1 protein-coding gene (cut by a window edge) is annotated in these 14,403 nt (G+C 49.9%); it reads right to left on the bottom strand.

All coding sequences use genetic code 11. From position 1 onward, the window contains the following. Positions 1–14,403: the 5' portion of a non-ribosomal peptide synthetase gene (locus AACX68_RS02500; RefSeq protein ID WP_228858340.1), read on the bottom strand. Its footprint begins 8,532 nt before the window's first position; 14,403 of the gene's 22,935 nt are visible here — the first part of the coding sequence; the start codon lies at positions 14,401–14,403; its stop codon lies off the left edge, out of view.

Here is a 14,403-nt window from a genome sequence, read left to right as displayed (position 1 = left end):
AGCTTCAACCAGCCCTTTAATCGCAGTTATCAGATAGCTTGTGACCTGATCAGGTGAAATTTCAGTAACCGTCAGCGCTGTGAGCTGAAAACCGTCACCTAAGTCATCCACGGACAGAGTAATGGGATAGTTAGTCCGCTCTTCGGCTGCGACCACACGCATACCCGCCCAGATGGTATCCATTTCAGCCTGAGTCATCTGACTATGACGATAATTCAGTAAGGCTCCGAACAACGGCATCGGCTGTGCCACACCACTGCACTGTTGTGCCAGTGCCAGCGGAGCCTGCTCGTGTTCTAATAGTGCGGTCAGACGGTGGTAGGTCTCCAGCACGGTTTCCTGCACACGACGACCGGCCAGAGAAATGCGGATTGGCAGCGTATTAACAAACATTCCCAGCATTTGCTCTGCCCCGGTGATGCCCTGCAAACGACCCAGCAGCACGGAGCCAAAAACCACATCATCGCGACCGCTGGTGTGTGCCAGCACTTGTGCCCAGGCAACATGGAACAGGATCCCGGGACTGACTTCCAGACGGCGGGCTTGTGAGCGGATAGCTTCTGCCAGATCGTTATCAAGTAAAATGCGGGCTTTGGCGACGGGATTACTGTTATCCCGTGATTTATTATTATCAGGTGATGCACTGAGCTTCGGCATTTTAAGCACACCAAACGGTGTCGTAGGCTCGTCGATATCAGCTAGTTGTTCGCGGAAATAACTTTCGTATACTGAAACAGGCACATTCAACGTTTGAGCGATAAAATTACGGTAAGGCACAGAGGTAGGCAGAACATTGGCATTTCCCTGTCGTATGCGGGCAATTTCGGCGAATATCAGATCGAGTGTCACATGGTCGCTGACCAGATGATGGAAACGTAGCGCCAGTAACCACTCATTCTGGGGGGTATCGTGTGCTATATCAGCAGCGAATAACGGGGCACAGCTCAGGTCAATGCGATGCCAGCGCGGATCAGTATAGGCTTGTAATTGAGCAGCTATATCACCCTTTGTTTCTGGTGCTAACTCGTTTATATTCCATTCTTTAATACACAATTTCGCCTGACGCCAGACTACCTGAACGGGCTGTGTCAGATCCTGCCAATAAACAGAAGTGCGCAGAATATCGTGACGATCAATCACCTGTTGCATGGCGTTCAGGAAGCTATCAAGAGAAGTGCGGCTATCAAAAGCAATCATGATATGTAATAAGTAGTCATCACCCTGTGTCTGTAACAGATGATGGAACAGAATACCTTCCTGTAACGATGCCAGCGGATAGATATCCTGCACATTACCCGCTCCGCCGGAAACACTGGCGGTGATAGCGTCAATTTCTGACTGGGACAGTGAAACCAGCGGCAACATATCCGGTGTAATAGCCTTACAGTCATTTGGAATAAGGTTAGGTGGCACAACAAAAACTTCCGCATCACGCTGAGTGGCTGCTGCCATATCTGCAAGCACAGGAGTCGTGAACACACTGCGGACATCAAGTTGCCAGCCGTGGTTGTGCAGTTCTGCAATCAGGTTGATAATCATCAGCGAATGGCCGCCCAGCGCAAAGAAATTGTCATGGCGGCTGACCTTCTCCAGACCTAATAGCTGTTGCCAGATCTGAGCCAGAGTTATTTCTACTTCGCCAATGGGCATTTGGTAGTCTTGTACTGCCAGAGCAGACAGATCAGGGGCAGGCAGTGCCTGACGATCCAGTTTGCCATTGGGCGTTAGCGGGAATGTCTCAAGGATAATAAAAGCACTGGGCAGCATATATTCAGCAAGATGCTGAGCAAGTTGCTGACGGAGTTCAGCCGGAACCAATTCAGCTTTCGTTTCTGGTAACAATTTGGGTAACAAATAGGCGACGAGACGTTGCTGATGAGTCTCATCCATGTGGATCAGAACTACGGCTTCACGCACACCGGAACACTGTCTGAGCCGTGCTTCAATTTCCCCCAGTTCAATGCGGAAGCCCCGCAGTTTGATTTGAAAATCATTGCGACCAAGATATTCGATATTGCCGTCTGGCAACCAGCGCCCGAGATCGCCGGATTTGTACATACGCGCATCAGGTTCCGGAGAGAACCAATCAGGCAGGAAACGCTCAGCCGTCAGCTCAGGGCGATTCAGATAACCACGGGCAACGCCGGAGCCGGCAATGTAAATCTCACCAGAAACCCCGACAGGAACAGGCTGGCCCTGTTTGTCCAGAATATAGATTTGTCTGTTAGCAATAGGGTGACCAATCGGGATTTTTATTTCACCCTCACCGGCTTTTTCTGCCATGAGTGGTATTTCATAGGCGGTAGCAAATGTGGTGGTTTCCGTTGGCCCATAGGCATTAACTAAATGCTGAGGCTGATATTTCTCCCGGAAATGAATGGCAGTACGGCTGTCCGCTTGTTCACCACCGAACAGGAGATAGCGCAAACCTGATAAAGCAGGGGCAATCAGGCTGGCATACTGATTAAACAGTGTTGTAGTCAGGAACACGGCACTGGCTTTACCTGATGACAGGTATTGACCAAACAGATCGGGCTGTAACAGGATTTTTTTCGGAATAAGCAGAAGACGTGCCCCGTTAGCTAATCCTGACCAAACTTCCCATGTTACCGCATCAAATGACACGTTGGCACAGTGCGCAATGCAGTCACTTGGTCCGATATCAGCAACACCATTATTGAGAATCAGAGAAGTTACATTCCGGTGTTCGACCATGACGCCTTTCGGTTGACCCGTTGAACCCGACGTATAAATGACGTAAGCCAGATGGCGGGATGTCAGTCCTGATCCCTGAGCATCAGGGTTGTGGACTGGAAACAAGGCTGAGCGGCCTGATTTATCATCCAGCAGGATCACGGGTAAAGTACTGTTAAGTTTGTCACACCACTGGATCTGGGTCAGCAAGGCGACCGGAGAAGCTTCCTCAAGCATATAGGCCAGCCGTTCAGCCGGAGAGTCCGGATCGAGTGGCAGATAAGCACCACCCGCTTTAAGAATAGCAAGCAGGGCGATAATCATCTCCGGGCTGCGTTCAGCACACAGGGCAACCCGATCATCCGGACGTACTCCCAGCGCCAGTAAATGATGAGCCAATTGATTAGCTCGCTGGTTCAGTTCGTGATAACTCAGCGTCTGGTTTTCATAAACCACCGCAATAGCATCAGGGCGCTGCAATACCTGTGCTTCAACAAGCTGGTGGATAAGTGCATTTTGTGGGAAACCGGATTGGGTAGAACCGATCTGAATAGCATTGAAATCCACCAACAGTTGATGTCGTTCCGATTCTGGCAGCATGGGCAGAGTGGCAATACATTGTGTATCATCAGTGACCATTGCTGTGAGCACATTGACTAAATAGCCAGTCATGCGCTCAATGGTTGCGGAATCGAACAAATCCGCTGCATAAGTCAGTTCACCTGTCAGACCGCTTTCGTTTTCGGTCAGAGACAGGGTTAAATCAAAATGTGCGCTGGGGTGTGCCTGTTCTATTGGCGTACAGCGGATATCGGGCAGGTTTAATACCTGCGCAGGGGTGTTGTTTAAAGCCAGCATCACCTGAAATATTGGGCTGTAACTGAGATTGCGTGCCGGCTGCAAGGTTTCCACCACTTGTTCAAAAGGCAGATCCTGATTGGCATAGTCATCCAGCATCTGTTCACGGATCTGAACCAGCAGGTCAGTAACACTGTCGGAACCGCTTATTTTGGTACGCAGGGCTAATGTATTGACAAAAAAGCCGATTAATCCTTCCAGTGTATGGTGAGGCCGGTTGGCAACCGGTGTACCGATGACAATATCATCCTGCCCACTCAGCCGGGCGAGGACAATACTCCATGCCGCCAGCAGGGTCATAAACAGGGTGCTGTTATGGCGCTGCCCCAGCTTCTTCAATGAAGCCAGTAGTTCGGCATCAAAATAAACAGGAACCCGCCCGCCGACGAACGATTGTACCGTCGGGCGGGGTCTGTCAGTCGGCAACGTTAATAAAGACGGAGCATCTTTAAGCCGGGAAGACCAGAAATCACGTTGTGCAGCTAGAGCCGATCCCTGCAACCAACCACGTTGCCAGACGGCATAATCGGCATACTGAATAGGTAATGGCAGTAACGGGATTGACTGATTTTCAAGAGCCGCACGATAGAGAACGCTCAGCTCACGCATTAGCACACCGACAGACCAGCCATCGGAAATAATATGGTGTTGGGTGAGCAGAAAGATATGTTCTTCATCAGCCAGTTGCAGCAAGTGAGCACGAATCAATGGCCCCTGTGTGAAATCAAATGGCGTCAGGGTTTCAAAAGCGGTCAGTTCAGTAATACGGTCAGTTCTTTCTTCAGGCGCTAACGGGCGTAGATCATGGTAAGAGAGCGTGAAACCGGTATCAGACTGATCAATGTATTGGCAGGGATGACCTGCTACAGAGATAAAACGGGTGCGCAGGCTTTCTTGCCGAGCCACCAGATTATTCAGTGCCTGACTCAGTGCGTGGTGACTGAGTTGCCCGCTGAGACGTAATGCAGCGGGAATATGATAGGCCAGACTGGCGGTCTGATCGATTTGTGTCAGGAACCATAACCGTTGTTGTGCAAAAGAGAGTGGCAATGGCTGGTTTCTGTCAGCAACAGGGATCTCGATTTGGCTGGCTGTTGTAGTTTCAGTGAGCAGTTGTGCCAACTCAGCCAGAATTGGCTGATCAAAGAGTTGTTTTAATGACAGTGTTTTTGCCAGTTCCTGACGAACGTATGCGACAAACTGAACTGCCAGCAGGGAATGCCCCCCCAGTTCAAAGAAATGGTCATAACGCCCGACTTGCTGTACGCCGAGTAATTTCTGCCAAATCTGAACCAGAGCGGTTTCCATTTCACTGATCGGTGCTTCATAACCACGGGTCACTATTGCTGTCAGATCAGGTACCGGAAGCGCCTGACGATCCAGTTTACCATTGGATGTCAGCGGGAAAGTTTCCAGCATGACAAAAGCACTGGGCAGCATATAGTCAGCAAGGTGTTGTGAGAGTTGCTGACGCAATTCAGCGGGTACTAACGATAGGCCATTGTGTGGCTGCAAATAAGCGACCAACTGTTTTTGCTTTGATTCGTCCTCACGGGCAATCACGACAGCTTCACGTACACCGTCACACTGTATCAGTTGTGCTTCAATTTCCCCCGGTTCAATGCGGAAGCCACGGATTTTGACCTGAAAATCATTGCGACCGAGGTATTCGATATTACCATCAGCCAGCCAGCGTCCCAGATCCCCTGTTTTGTACATGCGCGCATCAGGCTCTGAGGAGAAAGGGCACTCAAGAAAACGTTCAGTAGTCAGCTCAGGCAGATTCAAATAACCGCGGGCAACACCGGCACCGGCAATATAAATTTCTCCGGCAACGCCAACAGGAACAGGCAGTCCTTTGGGATCAAGAATATAGATTTGGGTATTGGCAATCGGGCGGCCAATAGGAATAGAGCGAGTGATATCAATAGGGGATGTTATTACATAGGTAGCCGCAAACGTGGTGGTTTCCGTCGGGCCATAGCCGTTAATCAGATAGGCAGGCTGAGATTCAGACGAGAATACCTGCCGGATCTTACCGGGATCGAGAACATCACCACCGACAAGCAGATAGCGTAACTGCCCGAACATCGGCATAAGGATATCAAGGTAGGCATTGAACAAACCGGCAGTCAGCCAGAGCGCGGTCACTTTTCCTTCAATGAGTGCATGACTGAAACGCACCGGATCCAGCAATACAGTCTGGGGAATGATATGTAAACATCCGCCATTCAGCAGGGCTGACCAGATTTCCCATGTTGAGGCGTCAAATGCAATATTGGCACAATGAGCAACACGGTCGTCAGGGCCGATATCCGCAAAACTGTTATTGATAATAAGGTGAAGCACACTCCGATGCTCAACCATGACCCCTTTGGGCTGTCCGGTAGAGCCGGAAGTGTAAATCACATAGGCCAGATTTTTTGATGTCAGATGAACAGTGGGATTATCGATCTGTTGTGTTGTCAGGACGGTTTCCTGTTCATCCAGTAACACAGTCGGAATGTGGTTTTCCGGCAATTTATCCGCATGAGCGATATGAGTCAGTATGGCGACGGGAGCAGCATCCCTAAGCATATACTGCAATCTTTCCGTCGGATAAGCCGGATCAAGGGGTAAATATGCACCTCCGGCCTTAAGAATGGCGAGCAAGCCAATAATCAGCAGAGGGCTGCGCTCGACACAAATCGCGACCCGATCATCGGGGCGTACACCTTGCGCAATCAGATGATGCGCCAGATAGTTAGCACGTTGATTAAGTTCACCATAGCTAAAGGCATTGCCTTCAAACTCTATAGCGATAATGTCGGGGCGATGTGCGGCCTGCTCCTCAAATAATTGGTGGATCAAACCCGGCTGGGTACTTTCTGTGGTCTGAGCTGAGTTAAAATCCACCAGTAATTGTTGCCGCTCAGTGGCGGGCAGGATGGATAACTCCTGAATCAGCTGCTGCGGATTGCGAGCCAGTGAGTCAGTCAAGCCACGAAGGGCTGTTTCCAGATAAGTGGTAATGCGTGCCGGATCAATGCCTGCTCCCGCCAGAGCTGTCAGACGGAACCCTGCTCCCGTATCATCCACGGATAGGGTGATTGGGTAGTTTGTCCGTTCCTCCGCCGTGAGAATACGCATACCCAATTCAGGCATTTCAAAAATATCAGCTTCATTGAGCCGGGTATGGCGATAATTAAGTAGAGTACTGAACAGTGGCACTGGCTGTGCCACACCGCTGCATTGCTGTGCTAGTGCCAGCGGTGCCTGTTCGTGCTCCAGTAAGGTGGTCAGATTGCGATAGGTAGCCTGCACGGTATCCAGCACACTCTGGCCTGTCAGGGAAACCCGCACCGGCAGGGTATTGATAAACATACCCAGTGTTCGGGCTGTTCCTTTGCCACTTTGTAATCGGCCTAATAGCACTGAGCCGAATACAACATCATTACAGCCGCTGGTTTGTGCCAGTACCTGTGCCCAGGCAACATGAAACAGTACTCCCGGGCTGACGCCCAGACGACGAGCCTGATGGCGGACATTCTCCGACAGAACCGGATCGAAGGAAAGGCGCGCTTCAGCAACAGGTTCATCATCCGATAGGGAGAGCACACCAAAAGGTGCGGTGGGTGTGTCGATATCAGCAAGTTGTTCACGGAAATAGGCTTCATGTACCGATGTTGGTACGCTTAATGTCTGGGCGATAAAGTTACGATAAGGCAGGGCAGCAGGTAATGTTTCAGGTTGCCCTTGTTGTTTCTGGATAAACTGTATCTGGGCAATTTCGTCGAAAATCAGCTCCAGTGTCATATGATCAGCGATCATATGATGAAAGTGCAGTGCCAGCAGCCAGTTATCCTGAACCGGATCATAAGCGATATCTACCAAAAATAGTGGTGCATGGTTTAGCTTAAGACGGTGTTCACGCGGATTATTGAGCGCTCTGAGCTGAGCGGGAATATCATCTGTTGTGGACGGAATGAACTCATTGATCGTCAGCCGTGCCTGACGCCAGACAACCTGAACCGGTTTGACCAGCCCCTGCCAGCAGGCGGCTGTACGCAGGATGTCGTGGCGGTCGATAACATACTGAAAACCGGACAGGAAATCATCAAGGTATGCTCGGTTACTGAAAGTGAGCATACAATGGAGCAAATAAATATCGCCCTTTTCCTGTAATAGGTGGTGAAACAGAACGCCTTCCTGTAACGGTGCCAGTGGATAGATATCCTGTATATTGCTGGCTCCGCCGGGAGTGACTTCGACAATCGCATCAATTTCGGCCTGTGAAAGTGAAACCAGCGGTAGCATATCCGGTGTAATGGCTGTGCAATCATCCGGGATAAGGTTAGGCGGAACAACAAAAGTATCGGCATCTCCCTCAATCGCCTGAGCCATTACCATCAGGACAGGCGCTGAGAACACACTGCGAACATCCAGTTTCCAGCCAGATTTGTACAGCCGTTCAATCAGGCTGACAATCATCAGCGAATGACCGCCCAGTTCAAAGAAGTGATCATGGCGGCTGATCTGCTCTAATCCCAGCAGCTCCTGCCAGATGTGCGCCAGTGCGGTTTCTTTCTCCCCTATGGGAGCTTGATAACTGCGGGTTATCACTGTCGAAACATCAGGCTCAGGCAGTGCCTGACGATCAAGTTTTCCGTTAGGGGTTAACGGGAAGGTTTCCAACACAACAAAAGCACTGGGCAACATATATTCAGCAAGGTGTTGAGCGAGTTGCTGGCGCAGTTCTGCAGGGGAGAGTTCAACATCCTCCTGTGGACGTAAATAGGCGATCAGCCGTTTCTGTTCACCGGTTTTTTCCTCAATAGCCCGTTGATTAAAAGTATCTTCACGGGCGATAACCACGGCTTCACTCACGCCGTGACACTGCATCAGCTGTGCTTCAATTTCCCCCAGTTCAATGCGGAAGCCGCGAATTTTGACCTGAAAATCATTACGTCCGAGGTATTCGATATTACCATCGGGCAGCCAGCGACCGAGATCTCCGGTTTTGTACATGCGGGCATCGGGTTCTGAGGAGAAAGGGTCGGCGGGGAAACGTTCCATTGTCAGTTCAGGACGATTCAGATATCCCCGCGCTACACCCGCTCCGGCAATGTGGATTTCACCAACGGCCCCTAATGGTGCAGGCTGACCAGATGGTTCGAGGATGTAAATCCGGGTATTGGCGATCGGTCGTCCGATATGGTTGTGGAAACCCGTTGTCCGATCCATACGTGTCCATGTTGAATAAACGGTCGTTTCAGAAGGGCCATACAGGTTGCATATGTGCGGAATATGGGTGTGGGCAAATAACTGTTTAACTATATGTGGTTTCAACGCTTCACCGCCTAGATTGACGGTTGCGATATTTACAGGTATCGCATTGGCTTCAATCAGTTGCGGGATAGCCGAGGGCACGGTATTGATCAGGCTGAGGTTCTGTTTTGTAGCGATAGACCTTGTATTGATCAGCGATAGCACATCAGGGACAAGATGCACCGTACCGCCAGAAATCAGAGGTGTGAAACATTCGTATACAGATAGATCAAAATTCAGTGACGTGGAAAAAAGGGTGTGTGCCAGCTCTTGCTGGCTGAATGTTTTCCGCGCCCAGTTCAGGAAGTTGACGGTATTGCTGTGTTCGATTGCCACACCTTTTGGCAGACCGGTTGAACCGGAGGTGTAGATAACATAGGCCAGATGGCGTGAAGTCAGCTCCAGTGACTGTGCGTCAAGGTTGTGATCGGGCAGTTCTGTCAGAGAGGAGGAGCTGATATCGAATATATTGTCGAGCAGAACAATTGGTACAGAGCTGTGTAGCGTGCCAGCCAGTGTTGTCTGAGTCAGAATGGCTGTCGGGGCTGAGTCTTCCAGCATATAGGCCAGCCGTTCGGCAGGGTAAGCCGGATCGAGAGGGACATAAGCTCCGCCCGCTTTCAGGATAGCCAGTAAGCCCACAATCATTTCGGGGCTGCGTTCGACGCAAATGGCAATTCGATCATCCGGTTTTATTCCCAGCTTAACCAGATAATGAGCCAGTTGGTTGGCATGACGGTTAAGTGCGTCATAGCTCAGGGTTTGTTGTTCGAAAACGACAGCGATAGCATCCGGAGTTTGTGTCACCTGTTGTTCAAACAGTTCATGAATTAGGGCGGATTGTGGGCTGTTTATTTCTGGAAAAGTGTCTTGTGTGGCGTTGAAATCCACCAGCAACTGCTGCCGTTCTGCTGCGGGCAGCATGGGCAGGTGCGTAATGGCTTGTGTTTCATCTTCTGCCATTGCTGTCAGTACATTGATGAGATAACCCACCATGCGTTCAGCGGTTGTGGCATCAAACAGATCAACGGCATATTCCAGCCCGCCAGTCAGACCTGTATCACTTTCGGTCAGTAACAGCATTAAATCGAAGTGGGCACTATGACCCGCCTGCTCAAGCCGGCTGATTTGCAACGCGTGGGATGTCTGATCCTGAACCGGCGTATTATCCAGTGCCAGCATAACCTGAAAGATAGGGCTATAGCTGAGACTGCGTTCAGGCTGTAAGGCTTCAACGACTTGTTCAAAAGGCAGATCCTGATGAGCGTAAGCAGCCAGTGCCTGCTCCCGCACCTGAGCCAGCAGGTCAGCGACAGAGAAATGATTATTGAGCCTGATCCGCAGGGCCAGTGTATTAACAAAAAATCCCATCAATCCTTCAAGCTCAGAGAGTGATCGATTGGCGATGGGGGTGCCGATGACGATATCATCCTGACCACTCAGCCGCGACAGCACGATACTCCAGCCAGCCAGAAGCGTCATAAAAAGGGTGGTATCGTGGCGTTTTCCGAGAGCCTGAAGTGATGCCAGCACCGTGTTATCAAGCTGAAAAGGTACCTGACTGCCGATATAGGACTGGATTGCCGGACGTGGACGATCTGTCGGGAGTGACAGGAGTGCCGGTGCATTCTCAAGCTGTATACGCCAGAAATTTTGTTGGGCCGTGAAGATATTTTCCTGTAACCATTCACGCTGCCAGACAGCATAGTCGGCGTATTGAATGGATAAGGGTGACAAAGATATATCATGACCGTTAAGCAATGCATGATAGATAATATTCAGTTCACGCATGAATACACCGATAGACCAGCCATCAGTGATTATATGATGCAAAGTGATCAGTAACAGATGCTCTTCATCGGTCAGTTGCAGCAGATGACCACGAACTAGTGGCCCGTGGATAAAATCAAAGGTCGTCTGAGCTTCAAGTGCTGTAATCTCTTCAATTCGTTCAGCTTGTCGCGCCGGATCTAAGTTGCGTAACTCATGGCAGGACAAGGTAAAGCCGGTATCAGCAGGATCGATATGTTGATAAGGCTGGCTTTCAACCAGAATAAACCGAGTGCGCAGGCTTTCATGGCGGGTAACCAGATAATTGAGTGTACTGGTCAGGGCATGATGGTTAAGCCGACCTGTCAGGCGCAGTGCTACCGGAATATGGTAGGCGCGGCTGGCAGCCGAATCGAGCTGGTTCAGGAACCATAAGCGCTGCTGGGCAAATGACAGCGGTAGTGGCTGACTGCGATCAGCCGAGGGGATAACAGCCTGCGTGGATACCGCTGCTTCAGTAATAACCTGAGCTAACTCCATCAGGACAGGTCGGCTAAAAATCTGTTGCAGAGGGAGTTCTCGTCCCATGATCCGGCGTATACGGGCCGCCAGCTGGACAGCCAGCAGGGAGTCACCGCCCAATTCAAAGAAATGGTCATGGCGACCAACCTGTTCTAATCCTAATAAATTCTGCCAGATTTGCGCTAAAGCCGTTTCTATCCTTCCTTGTGGTATTTCATACTCATGCGTGACTACCGCGGAGTGTTCAGGCAACGGCAAGGCACGCCTGTCCAGTTTGCCATTCGGTGTGAGAGGAAAAGCGGCAAGTACCACAAACGCACTGGGCAGCATATATTCTGTCAGATGTTCTGCCAGATGACGGCGCAGAACCGCCGGATCAAGTTCAGCGCCGTTTTGGGGCAGCAGATAGGCAACGAGGCGTTTATTCTCAGGTTTATCTTCACGAAGGATAACCACCGCTTCACGTACACCGTGACACTGTTCAAGCCTTGTCTCGATTTCACCCAGCTCAATGCGGAAGCCCCGTATCTTGTACTGAAAATCATTGCGACCAAGATATTCAATATTGCCATCCGGCAACCAGCGACCTACATCCCCGGTTTTATACATGCGCGCATCCGGATTACCGGCGAACGGATCGGGCAGGAAACGTTCAGTAGTCAGCTCAGGCCGGTTCAGATAGCCACGGGCAACGCCAGCACCTGAAATATAGAGTTCGCCAGCAACGCCTATTGGTACAGGCTGACCATAAGCATCAAGGATATAGATGCGTAAATCATCCAGAGGCTGCCCAATCAGGCTGCCATGCCTTGCATGGATATCCGCTTCTGTCAGTTCACGGTAGGTAGCATGTACGGTAATTTCCGTGATGCCATACATATTCACCAGACGGGTCTGTGCGGTAGGATTGCGTTCAACCCACGGGGCGAGGGTGTGCAACTCTAATGCTTCACCGCCGAATATAATGCAGCGCAGTGTGTGCTGCTCATGTGGCATCATATCCTGAGCCGCAATCAACTGACGGAAGGCACTTGGGGTCTGGTTCAGAATAGTGACCTGCTTCCGGCAAAGCAGCTCATAGAACATCTGGGGCGAGCGGGCACATTCAAGTGGAACAACGATGAGCTTGCCCCCGTAAGCCAGCGCTCCCCACAATTCCCACACTGAAAAATCGAAAGCAAAGGAGTGAAACAGCGTCCAGACATCGTTGTTATCAAACCGGAAACGCGAGTGTGTCGCCGCCAGCAGGCGAGTGATATTGGTATGTTCAACCATCACGCCTTTGGGAAGACCGGTTGAACCGGAGGTATAGATAATATAGGCCAGATGGTGAGGCATCAGCCCTAATGCCTGTGTATCCGGGTTTTCAGCCGGTTGTGCTGCCAGAAATGAAGGGGCGGTATCGAGTATATTATCGAGCAGAATTATTGGTACGGAGCTGGTCAGTTTGTCAGCCAGTGTTGTTCGGGTCAGTATGATCACTGGTTCTGAATCTTCCAGCATATAGGCCAGTCGTTCGGTAGGGTAAGCCGGATCGAGTGGCACATAGGCTCCGCCCGCTTTCAGAATAGCCAGTAAACCCACAACCATCTCCAGACTGCGCTCAATACAAATCGCGACTCGTTTATCTGGTCTTACACCCCGTGCAATCAGATAATGAGCCAGACGATTGGCGCGGCGATTGAGTTCGTCATAACTCAATTTTTGCCCGTTAAACTCGACGGCAATGGTATCGGGGGACAGCTCTGTCTGAGTTTCAAAAAGCTGATGAATTAAGACATGTTGCGTAAAGCTCTTCTGAGTGGCATTAAAATCCACCAATATTTTTTGCTGTTCAGTCGGCGATAGCACCGGCAAGTATCGGGTCAGGGTTTCCGGAGCAGAGATCGCGGCTTCTATCAGGGTGATTAAACGAGATTGAAGCGCTGTAACCTCAGTATGATTCAGGTAATTGGGAGAGTAATTAAACTCCAGTGTCACCGGTTTTCGGATATCTTCACTGTTCGTTGTAAAGGCATAATGATGGATTGCAACAATCAGAGGAAACGGGTTACCGCGCTGCATTTTGACACATGTGAGTGAAGCCTCCGGCAGACTGGCACTCATTTCGATCTTCTCATATGACAGTATGATATCGAACAACTGATTCTGGCCTGTTTTCTGACGGGTTTGTAAATGTCGGTTTAATTCTGCAATGGGTAAGCGTTGGCGCTTATAACAACGTCGCAACTCGGTTGCTACTTTTCTCATAACATCAAGAAAAGAATCATGTGGGTCTACGCTAATACCAACGGGGATCACTGAGGTAAACATCCCAACCATACGTTTTTGTTTGATGTTTTTACGGTTGTGTACGGGGATGCCAAAAACAATTTCCTCAGAGCTGTCAGTGCGTGAAAAATGCGTTGTCCGGAAAAAATAACAGGCCAGAATGGCATACATAAAATGCAGCACGGATAACCCGTTTGCCGCAACCAGCTCTTCGATCCGCTGAAAAAGCGTCCGGTCAAATTGATAAACTAAAGGTTCAGGGGGCTGGTGTTCTGTGGCTTTATCTGAATTTGATGGTTTGAGTAATGCAGGGGGAAAATTTTCATAGCGTTCCAGCCAGAATTGCAGATCCTGTATATAGCGTTTTGAATCCAGATAGGCGATATCTTCATCTACAAAATCAATATAAGAGGGGGCGCTTTCAGTGATTGCTTCACCTCTGGCCAATTGACTGTAAGTGTTGGCTATTTCTTCGGTAATCAACCCTAAGGTGGTTCCATCCCCGATAAGATGGTGACAGAAGAACTGCCAGTTCCAGCGTTTATTACCCAGCCGGAACAGCTCAAAACGGAATAACTCATTATTTAAATCGAATGGGCGTAAAAAGGTTGTGTGGAAATGCTGTTCAGTCAGCTCTTCTGGGTTGTCATGCCCGGAAAAATCATTCACTGTTACGGAAACAGGTAAAGTATTATCAATTTTTTGCAGGGGTAACTCTTGCGTATCAATCAATCGTAGACGGAGTGCATCATGACGCTCAACAACATTTTTAAAAGCCTGAATTAACAGCGCTTCATCTAATTCTCCCTCAATAAGAATCACTGAACCGATATTGTAACAGGTATTATCAGGGCGAAGGATTTGATCAAGCCAGACAACCTGTTGCGGAGAACTGAGCGAGAATGTGCAAGAGGAAGATTCAGAAGTATTCTCATATGAAGGCTGGGCTTCGTTGTTGATACGATTGCACGACATAGGCAT

It is taken from the genome of Xenorhabdus sp. PB61.4 (genome assembly GCF_963894935.1).
GTDB lineage: Bacteria > Pseudomonadota > Gammaproteobacteria > Enterobacterales > Enterobacteriaceae > Xenorhabdus > Xenorhabdus stockiae.
Note: the sequence above shows the minus strand (reverse complement) of the source record. Positions and strands in the feature narration are given on the sequence as shown.